Source organism: Kitasatospora sp. NPDC056273, from assembly GCF_042268845.1.
In the GTDB taxonomy this organism is placed as follows: domain Bacteria; phylum Actinomycetota; class Actinomycetes; order Streptomycetales; family Streptomycetaceae; genus Kitasatospora.
The window spans coordinates 98,629-115,222 of sequence record NZ_JBHJSJ010000019.1; the positions used below are offsets into that span (position 1 = coordinate 98,629).

General features: G+C 72.9%; 11 protein-coding genes and 1 pseudogene. 9 read left to right on the forward strand and 3 right to left on the reverse strand.

What is annotated here, in order from left to right; all coding sequences use genetic code 11:
* Nucleotides 1-140 precede the first annotated feature (140 nt).
* Genes ACFCY1_RS19220 through ACFCY1_RS19230 form a run of 3 tightly spaced genes read right to left on the reverse strand, consistent with a single transcriptional unit; the run spans nucleotide 141 to nucleotide 3,644 of the window.
* Entirely contained in the window at nucleotides 141-1,151 is a 1,011-nt protein-coding gene (locus ACFCY1_RS19220; RefSeq protein WP_375875328.1) for a VOC family protein, read from the reverse strand.
* Nucleotides 1,148-2,023: an alpha/beta hydrolase gene (locus tag ACFCY1_RS19225; protein ID WP_375875330.1), complete on the reverse strand. Its 876-nt coding sequence runs from the start codon at nucleotides 2,021-2,023 to the stop codon at nucleotides 1,148-1,150. Before ACFCY1_RS19225 ends, ACFCY1_RS19220 begins: the two co-directional genes overlap by 4 nt.
* A 13-nt stretch (nucleotides 2,024-2,036) precedes the next feature.
* A complete protein-coding gene (locus ACFCY1_RS19230) occupies nucleotides 2,037-3,644 on the reverse strand; it encodes a bifunctional 3-(3-hydroxy-phenyl)propionate/3-hydroxycinnamic acid hydroxylase (RefSeq protein ID WP_375875331.1) in 1,608 nt (535 codons plus the stop codon).
* A gap of 235 nt (nucleotides 3,645-3,879) precedes the next feature.
* Between ACFCY1_RS19230 and ACFCY1_RS19235 the strand changes: the two genes are divergently transcribed.
* The 9 genes and pseudogenes from ACFCY1_RS19235 (at nucleotide 3,880) to ACFCY1_RS19275 (ending at nucleotide 16,585) form a co-directional block, all read left to right on the forward strand.
* Nucleotides 3,880-4,929 carry an amidohydrolase family protein gene (locus ACFCY1_RS19235; RefSeq protein WP_375875332.1) on the forward strand — a complete coding sequence of 350 codons (1,050 nt, stop codon included), beginning with the start codon at nucleotides 3,880-3,882 and terminating at the stop codon, nucleotides 4,927-4,929.
* Nucleotides 4,930-5,096: 167 nt separating this feature from the next.
* Nucleotides 5,097-5,225: pseudogene (locus ACFCY1_RS19240) on the forward strand (family 1 glycosylhydrolase); the annotation flags it as partial.
* 182 nt (nucleotides 5,226-5,407) lie between these two features.
* Nucleotides 5,408-5,857: a hypothetical protein gene (locus tag ACFCY1_RS19245; protein WP_074004610.1), complete on the forward strand. Its 450-nt coding sequence runs from the start codon at nucleotides 5,408-5,410 to the stop codon at nucleotides 5,855-5,857.
* Nucleotides 5,858-6,067: 210 nt separating this feature from the next.
* Entirely contained in the window at nucleotides 6,068-7,582 is a 1,515-nt protein-coding gene (locus ACFCY1_RS19250) for a TIGR02677 family protein (RefSeq protein WP_375875333.1), read from the forward strand.
* Nucleotides 7,583-7,601: 19 nt separating this feature from the next.
* Nucleotides 7,602-8,816: a TIGR02678 family protein gene (locus tag ACFCY1_RS19255; RefSeq protein WP_375875334.1), complete on the forward strand. Its 1,215-nt coding sequence runs from the start codon at nucleotides 7,602-7,604 to the stop codon at nucleotides 8,814-8,816.
* Between the two features lie 16 nt (nucleotides 8,817-8,832).
* Nucleotides 8,833-12,918: a TIGR02680 family protein gene (locus tag ACFCY1_RS19260; RefSeq protein WP_375875335.1), complete on the forward strand. Its 4,086-nt coding sequence runs from the start codon at nucleotides 8,833-8,835 to the stop codon at nucleotides 12,916-12,918.
* Nucleotides 12,915-14,141 (forward strand): TIGR02679 family protein, encoded by a 1,227-nt coding sequence (locus ACFCY1_RS19265; protein WP_375875336.1) that lies wholly within the window; start codon nucleotides 12,915-12,917, stop codon nucleotides 14,139-14,141. The genes ACFCY1_RS19260 and ACFCY1_RS19265 overlap by 4 nt, the downstream gene beginning before the upstream one ends.
* 448 nt (nucleotides 14,142-14,589) lie before the next feature.
* Nucleotides 14,590-16,209 carry an alkaline phosphatase family protein gene (locus ACFCY1_RS19270; RefSeq protein WP_375875337.1) on the forward strand — a complete coding sequence of 540 codons (1,620 nt, stop codon included), beginning with the start codon at nucleotides 14,590-14,592 and terminating at the stop codon, nucleotides 16,207-16,209.
* Nucleotides 16,190-16,585, forward strand: a complete 396-nt coding sequence (locus ACFCY1_RS19275; protein WP_375875338.1) for a hypothetical protein — start codon at nucleotides 16,190-16,192, stop codon at nucleotides 16,583-16,585. Before ACFCY1_RS19270 ends, ACFCY1_RS19275 begins: the two co-directional genes overlap by 20 nt.
* The last annotated feature ends 9 nt before the right edge of the window (nucleotides 16,586-16,594 follow it).

A 16,594-nucleotide genomic window follows, 5' to 3' on the forward strand; every position in this document is an offset into this window, starting at 1 on the left:
GCACGAGGGTGGCCTCCGGGGGATCGTCGAGGGGTGGGGGAACGGCCGGGGCACCGGCTTGTGCCGGGTGCGGGCGTGCGCCGCGGACGCCGGGCAGGGCGGGGACGGAGCCGTTCCGGCGGTGCGGCGGCTGTCCCGGGTCAGTCGTCGGGGATGCCCGTGCCGCTGAGGGCGGGCACGGTGCGTTCCGGGCGGGCTAGGGATCGGGCTCCGGCGCGGAACTGGGCGAGCTTGTCGACGACGGTCCGGCCGACGGGCAGGTGGCCCCAGGTGCTGATGCCCTGGTGGGTGGTGGGTTCCCAGGTGCTCTCGTCGATGACGACCGGGTTCCAGCCGACCTCCCACTCGAAGCCCGAGGGGGTGCGGGCGTAGTAGGACAGTTCCTTGTCGTTGGTGTGCTGGCCCACCGACAGGGCCATCTCGAAGCCGAGTTCGTGGACGCGCTGGTAGCTGCGGGCGACGTCGTCGAGGGTGGCGGCCTGGATGTTGAGGTGCTGCACCCGGGTGCGGACCGGGTCCAGGGGCAGGCCGCGGACGGCGGCGACGGCGATGGAGTGGTGGCGCTCGTTGACGCGCAGGAAGCGGATCTTGAGTTTGACGCCGCTGATGGTCTCGTCGATGTAGTCGGTCAGGCGGGCGTCGAAGACGGTGTCGAAGTAGCCCCGGATCTGCGCGGGCCTGGTGGAGGTCAGCGCGACGTGGCCCAGGCCGGAGTCGCCGGTGACGAAGCCAGAGGCGAGCATGCGCAGTGGTTCGGCCGCTCGCTTCGGGTTGGTGTAGATCTCCTGGGTGATGCCTTTGGGGCCGGGGAAGCGCAGCAGGCGTTCGACGCCGCGCAGGGCCGCCTCCTCGTCTGAGCCCCGGGTGAGGGGGACGCCGTGGGCGCGGATGCGGGCTTCGATCCGTTCGAAGGCGGCGTGGTCGTCGACGTGCCAGCCGGTGGCGACGACGTCCTCGGCGGGCCCGCGGGTGAGCAGGAAGCGGCACTCCTGGCCGTCGAGGCGGAAGCGCATCAGGTCGGGGGAGAGGCTGTCGTGGTGCATGCCGATGGCGTCGGTGCCGAAGCGGCGCCAGTCGGCGAAGCGGTTCGTCTCGATGACGACGTAGCCGAGGTGGACGGCCCCGAAGACGCTGGTCGGTACGGTGTTCATCGTTGGCCTGCCAGGAAGTCGGCGCACAGCCGGTTGAAGAGTTCCGCGCGCTCGAACTGGACCCAGTGGCCGGTGTTGGCGACCGTGTACAGGTCGCAGTCGGGCATGCGTTCGGCGAGCATCCGGCCGCCGGAGGGCCGGTTGACCCTGTCCTGGGCCCCCCACAGCACCAGGGTCGGGACGGGCAGCCGGGACAGGCGCGGGTCGCGGGTGAAATCCATCCTCCACACGGTCCGCAGGGCGTCGCGTCCGGAGGGCCGCCGCAGGGGCGGTGCGGCGACCACCTCCGGGTCGATGCTGGCGCGGTAGCGCTCGTCGATCACGGAGTCGGGGACGTCGGCGGCGTTGAAGACGAGGTGGTCGCGGATGAACTTCTCCAGCTTCGGCCGCGAGGGCCCGTCGCCGGTGTAGTAGTTCAGCAGGCTGTTGAGGCCGGGGGTGGGCAGGGCGCGGGTGGTGCCGATGCCGCCGGGGCCCATCAGGACCATGCGGTCGACCCGGTCGGGGGTGTCCAGGGCCAGGCGCAGGGCGCAGGCGCCGCCGTAGGAGTTGCCGACCAGGTGGGCCTTTTCGAGGCCGAGGCGGTCGAGCAGCCCGCGGATCTGGTCGGAGAGGAAGCCGAAGGGGTCGCCGGCGTCGACGCCCTTGGTGCTGCGGCCGTAGCCGGGCAGGTCGGGCACGATGACCCGGTGGTCCCGGGCCAGGGCGGCGATGTTGCGGGTGTAGTTGGAGACGCCGGAGGCGCCCGGGCCGCCGCCGTGCAGCAGCAGGAGCGGCGGGCCGTCCCCGGTCTCCGCGGCGAAGACCTTCCTTCCGCCGATGTCGTACGTCGTCTCCTGCATCGTCGGCAGGCCGGTCGGTGTCGTCGTCATGGTGCCGGGGTCCTCACTGGGCGGTGGACGCGTGCGTGCGGGGAGCGGTGGTGGGGGCGAAGCCCCGGGGCGGCAGCGGGAGCGGGGCGCCCGCGGGGGCCGCCGCGTAGACGTAGGCGTCGGGGCGCAGGGCGAGTGCGGCCGCGCCGTGCCGGGCCATCCAGGGCAGCAGGACGCCGTCGCTGTCGACGAGGGTGCCCTCCGCGGGTGCGGAGCCCAGCGGCGTGACGGTCAGGGACGGCACGCCCAGGACGTCCCAGGCGAGTTGGGGGGCGGCGGTCCGGGCGTGCAGCAGGTGCCACCGGCCGCCGAGCGCGTCGTCGAGGCGCACGCGGCTGCCGTCGGGGCCGGTCACCCACGGCTGGGGCACCTGGTGGCCGGTCGCCCTGGCGCGGGAGCGGGCCTGCAGGCCGGCGTCGTACCGGGCGACGGGGATCCAGTTCGCGCTCTGCAGCCAGTTGCTGAAGCCCGGGACGCGGTCCAGGGTGCGCAGGGCGCCGTCGCGGACCTTGGTGACCGGCCGGCGGCGTTCGGTGATGGTCCGGCCGACGAGCACCGCCCGCCGGGTGACCTCCTTGACGTGCGGTTTGCGTTCGGCCTCGTAGCTGTCGAGGACCGTCTCGGGCAGTTCGCCGCGCAGGACGGCGTCGAGCTTCCAGCAGAGGTTGGCCACGTCGCGCACGCCCGCGGCCATGCCCTGGCCGATCCACGGCGGCATGGCGTGGGCGGCGTCGCCGGCCAGGAAGACCCGGCCCGCGCGGAAGCGGGTCGCGAAGCGCACGTGGTGGCTGTAGACGGTCGCGCGCAGGACCTTGACGCTGTCGCGGCCGATCCCGTACCGGGAGATCAGCCCGTACACGGCGTCCTCGGTGACCAGGTGCTCCTCGTCGTCCCCGGGCAGGAGCGGGAACTCGTAGCGGTGGTGGCCCAGCGGGGTCGGGCAGTCGACGGCCGGGCGCGCGGGGTCGCAGTGGAAGCGCAGCTTGTCGTGGTCGGGCCAGGGCTTGAGCATCTCGGTGTCGATGACGACCCAGCGGTCCTCGTACGTCCGGCCCTCGTAGCCGATGTTCAGCTGGGCGCGGGTGAGGCTGGAGCCGCCGTCGGCCGCGATCACGTAGGAGGCGCGCAGCCGGTGCACGGAGTCGTCGGCCGTGCCGACGGTCGTCAGCTCCACCCCGTCGGCGTCCTGGCGCAGGCGCAGGCACTCGTGGCGTAGCAGGACCTCCACGTTCGGGTACCGGTCGACGCCGTCGCGCAGCACCTGCTCCAGCGCGGGCTGGTAGATGAACATCTGCGGCGGGTGCCCGTGCCCGCGCGGGGTGGGGCGGGCACGGATGAAGGGGCGGCCGTCCGCGTCGACGAAGTCCACGGGCCGCTCGGTCAGCATGTCCTGCTTGAGGCGCTCGGCCAGTCCTATCCGCTGCCAGATCCGCACGACCTCCTCGTCCGTGGAGATGGCCCGGGCGCGGGAGAAGACCTCGGCGTCCCGCTCCAGGACCACGACGCGCAGCCCCGCGGCGCCCAGCAGGTTCGCCGCGGTCACGCCCGTGGGCCCGTAGCCGATGACGGCCACGTCGTAGGAACCGTCCTCGGGCTCTGTCCCAGCCCCGGTCTGACGCATCAGGCCCACCTCATCGTGTCGATCGCACCGCGCAACTGTTGCTGTAGTGCTCACTCCAATTGGAATGACTGCTACGGTATGCTCGCCGTCGGAGAGGGTCAAGTGACCGGAACCGCGCACCACCGGAGGGGACGCCCGCCGCGGCCGAGCCGCGGACGACCCGCGAGCGGCACGCGCCCGGCGGCCGGTACGACAACCCCGCTCCGCCCCCACAGAGCGCACGAAAGGCCGCGGCATGTCTCCTTCGGCACAACGCATCGACGTCCACCAGCACGTGGTGCCCGACTTCTACCGCGACGAGCTCGCCAGGGCCGGCATCACCGACGCCGGAGGCCGGGCCCTGCCCGACTGGAGCGCCCAGTCGGCCCTGCACCTGATGGACCTCCTGGACACCGCCACCGCGATCGTCTCCGTGTCCACGCCCGCGACGGGCTTCCTCGCCGACCCCGCCGAAGCGGCCGACCTGGCCCGACGTCTCAACGACCACGGCGCGTCCCTCGCCTCGGACCACCCCGGCCGCTTCGGCTTCTTCGCCACCCTGCCCCTGCCCGACGCCGGAGCCTCCGCCGCCGAGGCGGTACGCGCGCTGGACGAGCTGCGCGCCGACGGCGTCACTCTGCTCGCCAACAACCGCGGCACCTACCTCGGGGCCGACGGCCAGGACGTCCTGTGGCGCGCGCTCGACGACCGTGGTGCGGTGGTCTTCGTCCACCCCGCGGAACTGCCCGCTGAACCGGTCCGCGGCATCCCGGCCTTCGCCGCCGACTTCCTGCTGGACACCACCAGAGCGGCCTACCTCCTGGTCCGCAACGGAATCCTGCGTCGCTACCCGAACATCCGCTTCATCCTCAGCCACGCCGGCGGCTTCGTCCCCTACGCCTCGCACCGGATGGCCGTCACCCTCGCCAATGACACCGCACGCAGCCCGCTCGACGTGCTGGACGACTTCCGCTCCTTCCACTTCGACACCGCCCTGTCCTCCAGCCCGGCCGCCCTGCCCACCCTCCTCGCCTTCGCCCGCCCCGGACACGTCCTGTTCGGCAGCGACTGGCCCTTCGCCCCCACCCCCGCCGGGCAGTACTTCGCCAACGGCCTCGACACGGGCGTCGACCCCGGTACGCTCACGGCCGTCAACCGCACCAACGCCGAAGCACTCTTCCCCAGGCTGGCCACCACCCGCCCGGCACCGCTGCCGGCGCCGTCGGCCCCGGTGCGCATCCGCCGAGCGGCCCAACGCGCCGCAGCGCGCCTGGCTTTCAAGCTCGTTCAGCCCGGCACGGACTGATCCGGCGTTGTGGGACCTGGCGTGCGCCGGGTGCGTCCGTGCGTCTCCTCCGTGCCCGCAGCACCCTCGCCGAGCGCTCCCGGACGGGAAGAAATCTCTGCACGGAATGTTCGGCAACCTCGTCGGCCGACTGAGGGTCGCGACCACAATGACACCCCGTCCGACGGGCCGAGGGCTACCACCAGCGCTTCGGCCTCGTCCACGTCGACTTCGCCTCCCAGCAGCGCACCCCGAAAGCCTCCTACGCCTGGTACCGCGACCTGATCGCCGGTCACCATGCGGAATCCGGACGTTAGTCAAGGCCTGGGCAAGGGGGTGCGGGTCAGGATCGCGACGGGGAAGGGGGTGTCGTCCGATCCTTGACGGCCATGGGAACTCCGCCCGCCTCCGCGCGCTGTCACCTGTCCTCGCCACCCGTGCCATCGGGTGACTACGATCGGTGAGGATTCCGGTCGACTGACGTGCCAGGGAGGCCCGGATGGACGCGGAACTACCGGCGCTGCGGCTGAAGCTCTACATCGAGTCGCTCCAGGTCCTGATGCCCGAGCGGCAGTTCAAGCTTCTGATGGATCTCCTGCGCGGCTATGCCGAGCTCGGTGGTGGGCGGATCGAGGTGAAGCTGGACGCAGAGGAACGGGAGCTGTTCACACCCGCGGTGCAGCGCGAACTGCTCGTTCTCCTCGGCCTGCTCGGTGCCCTGGTGCCCGGACACGAGGACCGCGCCGACGGTGTGGTGGCCGACCTCGGCGACGGCGAGCGGGCCAAGGGGGTCATGTCGCTCGTACCGCCGGAGGTCGCTTCCGATCCGGCCCGCCTGCGGGACATGCGCGACCGGCTTGACGCCGCCGAGGGCCGGCGGGCGAGCGACCGCGCGACGGTCGAGGGAATCGCGGAGGTGAGCGGGATGGCGGGGACGGAAGAGAACTGATCGGAGCGCGTTCAGCTCTGTGAAACCTCACCGGCGGTTGCCGGAGCCGGGACACAGGCCTCCCCGGAGGCCCGGGCGCACCTGCACCAGCTGTACCTGCCGCACTCCGACCTGGCCGGTTGACAACCGCGTCGTCGGGCGTCGGCGCGTCCGCGTACTGTGGTGCCCGGAAGACGGGGAGGGCAGCGGTTGCGCAGGGTGCCGCCGGAGATGTTCCGGTTCACGACGGGGGAGAAGGCCGAACTCTACGGTGCGATCCTTCAGGCCTTCGGAGCGGCCAACGAGCGGCTGGAGACCGCGCTCGGGCTGGACGAGGTCCGCACCCGGCTGCGGACGGTGGGCTGGCTCGACGCGATCCATGACGACGACCTCCAGGAGGCGCTGCGCAAGCTCAGGGAGTGGCAGCTGCTGGACGTCGTCCAGAACCACGCGGAGAACTACCGCACCGCCGAGGAGTACGAGCGCCGCAACCTCCAGTACTCGCTGACCCGGCGCGGTGAGGCCGCGTCCGCCGGGGTCGAGCACGCCCTGTTCGTCCTCGCCTCGACGGGGGCGCTCCAGACGGCGGTGCTGGAGGCGATCACGGACCGGCTCGACGAGCTGTACGTCCTGCTGGGCGACTCCGCGTCCTCGGACCGTCGGGTCTTCACCACGCTGCAGGAGCTGGAGGGCCACCTGGAGGCGCTGCTGGCCAACACCAAGGCGTTCAACGGCGAGTTGCAGCGCCTGCTGCGCGCCGAAGGTGCGGACCTGGCGACCTTCCGCGAGGTGAAGGCCGCGACGGTGGCCTATCTCCAGGAGTTCCTCGTCAACCTCGACCAGCGGGGCCAGGCGGTCGCCACCGCCGTCGAGCGTGTGGAGCGGCTCGGGGTGAGCCTGCTGCACGCGCGGGCGCTGCGGGGCGCCGAGCTGCCGCCGGTCGCCGACGGCGATCCCGCGCCGGCCTGGCTGGAGCGGCGCCGGGCGCGCTGGGAGGGGCTCCGGTCCTGGTTCCGGCCGGCCGACGGGGCACGGCCCCGCGTGGAGCAGCTGCACGACGTGGCGCGGCGGGCGATCGTGACGCTCCTCCAGGTTCTCGACCGGATCACCGAGTCACGGCGCCGCTCCTCCAGCGCCGTCCAGGACTTCCGGGAGCTGGCCCGCTGGTTCGCCGCCGCGCCCACCGAGGACGACCTGCACCGCCTCTGGTCGGCCGCCTTCGGTCTGGGGTCGGCCCGGCATGCCCATCTCGCCCACCCCGACCCGGAGTTGGTGCCCTCCTCGGGCAGCTGGGCCGAGGCTCCGCCGGTGGAGGTCTCGGCGCTGCTGCGCACCAGCGGCCGCACCGAGCGGTTCACCCGCACCGGGAAGGTGCGCGACATCGGAGGCATCAAGGCGGCCCGGGCCGAGCGGGCCCGGAAGGAGCGGGCCGAACTCGAAGCGGCCTGGGACGTTCTGGGAACCGACGGCCCGGTGCGGCTCTCCGACCTGCGCGTGCTGGACCACACCGTCTTCGAGCGGCTGCTCGACCTCCTCGGCCGGGCGCTGGCCGTACGACCGGACGCCGGCGGGGCACGTCGGGCGGTCACCTCGGACGGCCGCGTGGAGATCGTGCTCCGGCCTTCTCCCGAGGGCGGACGGGCCGTCCTGCGGACCTCCCACGGCCGGTTCGAAGGGCCCGACTACCTGGTGGAGATCCGGAGCCCGAGCGCACTGCGGGCGGTCGTCCGGGAGGACAGCGCATGAACACCACCAGGAGCGGCACATGAGCACCCTCGCCAACCAGCTGGTCCTGGCCGAGCGGCAGGACATAGCCCGAGGCATCAGACTGCTCCTCGGCCTGCCGCTGATCACCGAGCGCGGTGACCCGCCCGCCTTCGAGCTGATCCGCCGCCGTCAGGATCCGCTGACGAAGTGGTTCGACTACAACTGCGGCTGGCAGCTGGTGGTGGAGCCGCGCCTGGGGTATGCGCGTCTGCTCAAGATCCGGACCGTGCCCGACGCCTCGCGCCCCGCCCGTCGGCTGCGGTCCGGCAAGGCCCCGTTCGACCGCCGCCGTTACACGCTGCTGTGCGTCGTCGCGGCCGAGCTGCTTCCGGTCCCGGTCACGACGGTCGGCCTGCTCGCCGACCGGGTCGTCCACGCCTGTGCCACCGACGAGGCACTGCCGCCCTTCGACACGGCGAGCAGGTCCGAGCGCATGGCGTTCGTGGACGTGCTCAAGCTGTTGGAGGCCTACGGCGCGCTCCTCACCGTGGACGGCGTCACGGAGAGCTTCGTCGACTCGGCGAAGGCCAAGGTCCTCTACCGAGTGGACGCCACCGTCCTGATGCGCCTGCTCGCCGCGCCCGTCGGCCCGTCCCGGCTGGCCGTTCCGGCGCAGGACGTGCCGCTGCGCTTCGAGGAACTCCTGCGGGGCACGGTGCGCGAGAGCCGGTACGGCGGGGCCGACGCCTCCGACGCGCAGCGCAACCTCCGGCTCCGGCACTCGGTGCTCCGGCGGCTCTTCGACGATCCCGTCCTGCACCACGACGAACTCGGCGCCGACGAACTGGCCTACCTGGCCTCGCCGACGGGGCGCCAGATCGTCAAGCGCGCCGCCGAGCAGGGTGGCTTCGTGCTGGAGGAACGGGCCGACGGCCTGCTGCTCGTGGACCCGGAGGCCATCGCCACCGACAGCCGCTTCCCGGACGACTCCGCGACGGCACGCGTCGCCGCCCTGCTCCTGCTGGAACCGCTGACGGCCGCCCCGGACGGGCTGACACCGGAACAGCTCGAGGCCGAGGCGAACACGCTGCTGCGGCGCTTCCCGCGGTGGGCGAAGGGTTACCAGTCCGAGGACGGCGCCCAGCGGCTCACCGCCGATGCCCTTCGTGTCCTCGACGACTTCGGCCTGGCCCGCCGGATCGGCGACCGCACCGTTCCCCGGCCCGCGGCGTTCCGGTACCGCACCACCGTGACCGACGGTCCCGCAACCTGACCAGGGAAGACCTCCGATGACCGTGACACAGCCACCGCAGAGCCCCGTGCCCCCGACGGCGGCCGCAGCCGTGCGATGGCGGCCCGCCAGGGCCGGCATCCTCAACGTCTGGCGCTACTACGACGAGACCTTCACCTTCCACAAGGGCCGGCTGCTCCTGCGGGGGCAGAACGGCACCGGCAAGTCGAAGGCGCTGGAGGTGCTCCTGCCGTTCCTGTTCGACGCGAGCCTGCGACCCAACCGGCTGTCCACCTTCGGCGGCTCCGAGCGCACCATGCACTGGAACCTGATGGGGGAGGGCACCACGGGCAAGACCCGCGTCGGGTACGTGTGGCTGGAGTTCGTCCGCGGTGACGGCGATCCCGGGTGGTTCACCTGCGGCGCCAGGCTCCAGGCCAGCGTGCACACCCCCGGTGCCACCGTCGACTACTTCACCACCGGCGCGCGGATCGACCGCCCAGGCGGTCTCTCCCTGGTCAACGACGCGGGCCAGCCGCTCACCCGCGCCGCCCTGGCCGATGCCCTGCACGGCCGGGGCGAGTTGCACGGGGCACCCACCGACTACCGCAACACGGTCCGCAGCACGCTCTTCCCCGGGCTGAGCGAGCAGCGCTTCGACGCCCTGATCACCGCGCTGCTCCAGCTCCGCACCCCCAAGCTCTCGGAGCGCCTGGATCCGTCGCTGCTGTCCTCGCTGCTCTCGCGGGCGCTGCCCCCGCTCGGCCAGGGCGAGATCACCGAACTGGCCGAGGGTTTCGAGCGCCTCGACCGCCAGCGCGAGCACCTGAAGACACTGGACGACGAGGTGGCCGCGGCCACCGCCGTCGCGAACCAGCAACGCGGCTACGCCCAGCGCGTCCTGCGTGCCGGAGCAGCCGGTCTCATCTCCGCGACGACCGAGATGGACAACCTCGCCCGCCTCGCGAGGGAGAGCGGGGAGGCGCACGCGGGAGCCGTGCGTGAGCGCGACGAGAGCAACCGGACGCAACAGGAACTCGAACACGGGCGGCAGGAGATCGAGGGCGCCATCGAGGGGCTGCTCGACTCCGAGGTCTACCGGCAGGGGCAGGAGCTCGACCAGCTCCGTCGTAGGAGCGAGCAGGCCGACCAGACCGCCGCCCGGGCCCGTACCGCCGCCGACCGGAAGGTTCGGGCGGCCGACGAGGACGCGGGGCGTGCCGACGATGCGCGGCTGCGTTCCGAACAGCGGGCCGAACACACCCGGGCCGCTCGCGAGGAGGCACGTGGCGCGGCGCGGCGAGCAGCCATGGAGTCCGTCTGCGCCGAGGTGCAGACGGTGCTCGGCACCGCACCGGGTCCGTCGGGGGAGAACGAGGAGCAGGGGCGTACGGCGCGCCGTCTGCTGCGCGGTGCGGTCGTCTCGCGGCACCACCAGATCGCCGACGTCCGAGCCGCCGTCGAGCGCCACGAACGGTTCCTCGCGGGCCGGACGACGGCGGAGCAGCACCTCGATTCGGCGCGCGAACGGCTGACCGGGGCGACCGCGAAGCGCGAGGGGAACGCCCGCGCCTACCAGGCCGCCGTCGACGCCCACGCCGCCCTGTTGCGTCGTTGGGCGAGGGAGGACTGCGCGGAACTCTCGATCGACGACGCAGAGGAACTCGCGTCCCGTGCCGCCGTCGAGACTGATGTCCTCGTGTTGGTCGAAGCCGCGGCCCGGGCGGCGGAGAGCTCCATCACCGCCGACGAGACGACCGCCCGCGCCGGCCGGGACGACGCCCGCGCCGGGCGTGACCGGGTCCTCCGGGAACTGGAACGCATCGCGGCCGCGGCCGATCTCCCGCCGGTTCCACCACGGACTCGCACGGCCGACCGGTCGGTCCTGCCGGGGGCGCCACTGTGGCGTCTGCTGGCCTTCCGGCCGGACGTTCCGCCCGCCGATCAGGCCGGCGTCGAAGCGGCCCTCGAAGCGGCCGGCCTGCTCGACGCCTGGATGACCCCCGACGGCGGTCTCGTCGTCGCAGGGCACGACGTCCTGGCCGATCCGGCAGCGGCCGCGCCCGCACCCGGCCCCTCGCTGCTCGACGTCCTGGCTCCGGAACCCGGCGGCCCGGTGCCGCCCGCCCGGGTGCGGCGGCTGCTTGCCGGTGTCGCCTACGGCCCCGCACTGACGACGGACCACCCGGCAGTCGTGGGCGCCGACGGAAGCTGGCGGCTGGCGATGGCGGTCGGCTCCTGGGCCAAGGAGGAGTCCAGCCACATCGGCGCCGCGGCCCGGGAACGCGCCAGGCAGCGGCGGATCGCGGAACTCACCACCGAACTGGCCGAGGCCGACACCGCCGTCGTCGGCTACGAGACGCGGCTGCACGCCCTCGCCGACCGTCGGACGCGCCTCGAAGCCGACCTCCGCTCCCGGCCGCACCACCGGGACGTGGAGGAGGCCAAGGGCGGCTGGGACCGGGCCGAGTCCGAGGTGGGCGCTCGGGAGGACGCCGTGCGGGAGGCCGTCGAACAGCTCGCGCGGCAGGAGAAGGCGGTCGCGGACGCGCTGCGCACACTCGCCGTCGCCTCCGCCGAGCATGCCCTGCCGACCGAACGCGCCGCCCTGGACAAGACCGCCGCGGCCGTCGAAGCGCTGCGCGAACAGGCCGACGTCTGGCTCGACGCCCATCTCGCCTGGACAGCCGCCGACCATGCCTGGCACTCCGCGCGCGGCCATGCCGAGGCATCGAGGGGGGCCGCGGCCGAGGGCCTGGCGGAGGCCGAGACCGCCGAGGCCGCCGCCCGTGGGCTCCGCTCCACGCTCCGGGCGGTCGAGAGCACCGTCGGTGAGGACTACCGCGAAGTGGCCGCCCGCATCAGTGACTTCCGGAAGTCCCTCGACCGCGTTCGCCGCGACCTCGAATCCGGCACCCAGGCACTTCTCGCGCTCGAAGGCCGCATCGGCGCGCTCGGCGCCACCGCGGCCCAGGACGAGGCCCTGCACGACAGGGCCGTCGAGGCCCGGAACGAGGCCGCCCATGGTTTCCGGCGCCTGTGCGTCCTCGGATTCCCCGAGGACGCGGGCCTCGGGCTCGTCCTCACCTCCGCGGACGGCACCCGCGCCACCCTCGAAGCGGCGCGCGAGACCGCTGCCGCGTGGCCCGACCTGCCGCACGGCACCAGGAACCTCGGTGACTCCCTGAACCGTCTCTCCGAGGCCGTCCACCGAGCCCGTCAGAGCCTCAGCAGCCGCGCCGACCTCGAGCTCGAAGCGGAGGAGGACGTCCAGGTCCTCACCGCCACCGTCGACGGCATCCGGGTCGGCGCGACCGGCCTCCTCGTCATCCTCACCGGTGAGCGTGACCGCGGTCAGGACGACATCACCGCAGCCGAACGCGGCCTCTTCGACCGGACCCTCACCGGCGACACGCGCCGCCACCTCGCCTCCCGGATCCGTCAGGCCGGTGAACTCGTCGAGCGGATGAACGGCCACCTCGAAGGGATCCGCACTGCCTCACGGGTGGCCGTCCGTCTGGTGTGGCAGATCCACCCCGACCTGCCCGCCGGTACCCGGACGGCCCGTGAGCTGCTGCTCAAGGACCCGGCGCGGATCACCGAAGCCGACCGTGAGGCCCTCCACGCCTTCTTCCGGGGCCGGATCGAGGAAGCGAAGACCCGCAACACGGCGGCGACCTGGGAGGAGCAGCTCGCCGAGGTCCTCGACTACACGGCCTGGCACCAGTTCGTCGTCAAACTGGACCGTGCTAACGGCTCCGGGTGGCAGCTGCTCACCAAGAAGCTCCACGGCGCGCTCTCGGGCGGCGAGAAGGCCATCGCCCTCCACCTGCCGCTGTTCGCCGCCGTGGCCGCCCATTACGAGGCGGTGCCGGAGTCTCCGCGGCTGATCCTGCTCGACGAGGTCTTCGTCGGCGTCGACACCGTCAACCGCGGGCAGGTCTTCGGCCTCCTCGCGGCACTCGACCTCGACCTGGTGCTCACCTCGGACCACGAATGGTGCACCTACCGGGAGCTCTCCGGCATCGCCGTCCACCAGTTGATCACCGGAGGTGACGGCGACGACGCCGTCACCAGTGCCCGTTTCACCTGGACGGGCACCGACCTGCTGCCCGACGAAGCCGACGCGGAAGAACCGGCATGACGGACCGCCACCCCCTCGACCTCCCCGAGCTCCGACCCCTGTGGTCGGCCGTTCACGGCCGTCTCTCGACCGGTCGCCCCGTCAGCCGGGTACGGTCCGGACCACTCGACGAGGCGGGCCGGGAGGCACTGGCCGACCTCCTCGGGCTCGACCGGCTCCCCGGCGCCGAACCGACGATCCCCCTCGCCGGGCTCGACAGTGCCGTGCTGGACGCCTGCGGCCGACCCGTCCGGGACGTGGTGACCGCGATCCTCGGCCCGATCCACGACCGGGCCGCCGAGCGCCACCACAGGACCGGCCAACGCGAGGCCCTGTGGGCGTGGTTGGCCGGTCACGAGGTGGTCACCGTCCAGCCGGCCCTGCTGGACTGGGTCGGCCACCTGCGGGCCGGCGGCCTCGTCGACGGCTCACCCGAGCGGACCCGGGGCCTCATCGCCGCGGCGCTGACCGTCCTCGCCGCGCTCCCGGCCGGTGGTGAGCCGCTACCGGTCCTCGCCGCGCGCCTCCTCGACGGCGACTCCCACGCCTTGGACGACGGGACCCGGCTCTCCTCCCTGGTCCTGCGGGCACTGGCGGTGCTGTACGGCACTGACATGCCCGAAACGGCCGAAGGGCGGCGCGCACTGTGGAGTCGAGCCGGCGTGGCCGACGACGAGCTGTCGGCCACCGTGCTCGCCGTCGGTCTCCGCCCCGGGGGAGAGGGCCCGGTGGCCGAGATCTCCCGGATCTGCGCCGGAGCGGGCCACCCCGTCAGCCTCACCCTCGCCCAAGTGCGCTCACCCGGCGAATTCACCGGTCCCACCGGACCCGTGCACATCACCGAGAACCCCAGCGTGCTCGCCCTGAGCCTGCGCCGCTTCGGCCCCCACTGCCCGCCGCTGGTCTGCACCTCCGGCTGGCCCAACACCGCCGTGATCCACCTGCTGCGCCGACTCGCCGACGACGGCGCGTCCCTGCGCTACCACGGCGACTTCGACGGCGAGGGCATCCGCATCGCGGCGCACGTCATGGCCAAGACCGGCGCAGCCCCCTGGCGGATGGCAGCCGACGACTACCGGGCCGCCGCGCCACGGGTTCCCTCGGGCCCCGACCCGGGGCGTCTGACGCCCGCACCGTGGGACCGGAGACTCGTCGATTCCATGGCCGAACTGCGCACCGCAGTGGTCGAAGAGGTGGTCGCCGACCTTCTCCTCGACGATTTGGCAGACCACCGACACGGATAGAATGACAGCCCGTCCGACGGGCCGAGGGGTTCAATGCCGTCAACCCGGCGGACGCACCGCCGCTGCTCTGCCGGACCGTGGTGCAGGCGCTCGGGCTGTCGGCCGCCGTGGTTCGGGTGCGGACCCGGAGCGGGCCGCGTGAGCTGGCCCCGCCCTCTCCGGCCTGCGCCTGCGAATCGATGCCGCCGGCAGCGCCCCCGGCGGTGGTGTCGGCGCCGTCGTCCGCGCCGTCTTCCCCGCGGCCGGGCGCCTGCTGCCGTCGGGTTGAGCGGGCCATCGAACGGTGTTTGCCTGGAAGGACAGGCCAGTAGAGGGCGCAGCGCGCTCGGACACACCGGAAACACCGGAGACGCGCCCGGGCCGGAGCGGGTCGGCAGGCTCGCCGATGCCGGGCTTCGGGCGGTGACCCGCCGGGTGCTGCGGTCGCCCGCGGAGCAGGAGGCGGCGGATGTCGCCGTGCGGTGAGGTCCGGTACTCGATCACCCGCACCCGGGACGAGTGGCGCGCGAGGCTGGTCCGGGCCTGTTCCCGGTGGGCGGACGAGGGGGCCGACAGGTGTGCGCAGTGGGCGGATCGGGGTGCCGGCCGGTGTGGTGACCAGGCGCTGTCCTCGTGGTTCCGCGATGCGTTCTACCGGGTGGCCGACCTGCTCGGCCAGGCCTGGTACCGGCTGGCGAACCGGGTCTGCCGCGCGTTCGCCTGGGTCCTCTACTGGGTCCTCACGGCGGTGGCGTACGTGGTGTGGCTGGTCCTCTGGATCCCCTGCCGCGTCTTCGGTCCGGCCACCCGGCCGGAGGGGCGGATCAGGCACGTCTTCGTGCTGGTACTGGAGAACCGTTCGTTCGACCACATGCTCGGCGTCTCCACCGGCACGGTCGACGCCGGGTCCGGCTTCCGGCCGGGGGTCGGGGTGGATGCGGTGAGCGGCGCGCCGACCACCGTCAACGGGCCCTCGGCGAGCCTGACGAACACGCACGACGGTCAGGTCTTCGCGGTGCGCGCCGGCGCGCCCTTCGTCATGCCGGTCGACCCGCCGCACGAGTTCTGCGACGTCCAGCTCCAGCTGGCCTCGGTGCCGATCACCGGCACACCGAGGGACGACACGTGCCACTACGGCGGCAGCTACCCCACGCTCACCATGCAGGGGTTCGTGGACAACTACGCCAACCAGGCCGTGGCCAAGGGCGACGCCTCGGCCCTGGCGGACCTCGGGGCGGTGATGGCGTGCTTCACCCCGGACCAGGTGCCGGTGATCAGCGCGCTCGCCCGCGAGTTCGCGGTGTGCGACAACTGGTTCTGCGCCCTGCCGGGGCCGACCTGGCCGAACCGGTTCTTCCTGCACGCGGCGACCTCGGGCGGGCTGGACCGCAGTCCGGACCCGCTGGAACTGGCCGCCTCGCAGGTCGACGGCTACCAGTTCGAGAACGGCACGATCTACGACGCGCTCGACAGCAAGGGGTGCGACTGGCAGGTCTACCAGGGCGACGCCCTCCCGCAGGTCAGCGCGCTGGCGGGCATGGACCTGCCCACCATGCTGGAGCGCTTCCACGGCCTGGACGAGCTCGCCGGGGATCTGCGGCATCAGGACTTCGCCGCCTCGTACGTCTTCATCGAACCCAGCTACGGTCACGTCCTCAGCCACGGCGGCAACTTCCAGTGCGGCAACAGCCAGCACCCGATCGACGACGTCACCCGGGGCGAGGCCCTGATCAAGTACGTCTACGAGTCGATCAGGCAGTCGCCGCACTGGGAGTCGAGCCTGTTGGTGATCACCTACGACGAGCACGGCGGCTTCTACGACCATGTCGAGCCGCCGGCCGCCGTCCCGCCCGGTGACGTGACCGACCCGGCGCACAACAGCCACGGCTTCCGGTTCGACCGACTCGGTGTCCGCGTCCCCGCCGTCATCGTCTCGCCGTGGGTCCCGGCCGTCCGGCCGAGCGGACCGGACGGCCGGAACTGCAACCTGATCGACCACACCGTCTACGACCACGGATCGCTGCTGGCATCGGTCGAACGCCTCTACCACCTGCCGAGCCTCACCCTGCGTGACGCCGGAGCCAAATGACTTCCTCCACCTGCTGTCCGCGGCCGAGCCGCGCGGTGACGCTCCGCTGACCCTGCCCGCTCCGGCCGACTCCGGGTTCACCTGCGACGACGAGGGCGACGACGGGGCACCGGTCGGGCCGGGCGAGGGGCCGGTCGGAGTGCGGACCACCGCCGACCGGCCGATCAGCTCCACCCTGCAGGGCTTCCTCCAGGTCGCGGCGCTCCACGACGCCCGGCTCCACCCCGCCGAACGCGAGCGCATCGTCCGACAGCTCCGCTCGGTCCACACGGTCAGGGACGCCCACGGCTACCTGACCCAGGTCCTCGCGCGGCTCGACGCCGCCGGCCTCCGTACGGACATCGCCGCACCGTCGCCCCGACCGGACGGCCGTTAGCGGGCGGGC

Excerpts from the sequence above, each read along its gene's own strand:
- ACFCY1_RS19260 (WP_375875335.1), top strand. The coding sequence starts at position 8,833 with ATGACCGTGACACAGCCACCGCAGAGCCCCGTGCCCCCGACGGCGGCC.
- ACFCY1_RS19225 (WP_375875330.1), bottom strand. The coding sequence starts at position 2,023 with ATGACGACGACACCGACCGGCCTGCCGACGATGCAGGAGACGACGTAC.
- ACFCY1_RS19250 (WP_375875333.1), top strand. The coding sequence starts at position 6,068 with ATGTTCCGGTTCACGACGGGGGAGAAGGCCGAACTCTACGGTGCGATC.
- ACFCY1_RS19245 (WP_074004610.1), top strand. The coding sequence starts at position 5,408 with ATGGACGCGGAACTACCGGCGCTGCGGCTGAAGCTCTACATCGAGTCG.
- ACFCY1_RS19230 (WP_375875331.1), bottom strand. The coding sequence starts at position 3,644 with ATGCGTCAGACCGGGGCTGGGACAGAGCCCGAGGACGGTTCCTACGAC.
- ACFCY1_RS19255 (WP_375875334.1), top strand. The coding sequence starts at position 7,602 with ATGAGCACCCTCGCCAACCAGCTGGTCCTGGCCGAGCGGCAGGACATA.
- ACFCY1_RS19265 (WP_375875336.1), top strand. The coding sequence starts at position 12,915 with ATGACGGACCGCCACCCCCTCGACCTCCCCGAGCTCCGACCCCTGTGG.
- ACFCY1_RS19220 (WP_375875328.1), bottom strand. The coding sequence starts at position 1,151 with ATGAACACCGTACCGACCAGCGTCTTCGGGGCCGTCCACCTCGGCTAC.
- ACFCY1_RS19235 (WP_375875332.1), top strand. The coding sequence starts at position 3,880 with ATGTCTCCTTCGGCACAACGCATCGACGTCCACCAGCACGTGGTGCCC.
- ACFCY1_RS19270 (WP_375875337.1), top strand. The coding sequence starts at position 14,590 with ATGTCGCCGTGCGGTGAGGTCCGGTACTCGATCACCCGCACCCGGGAC.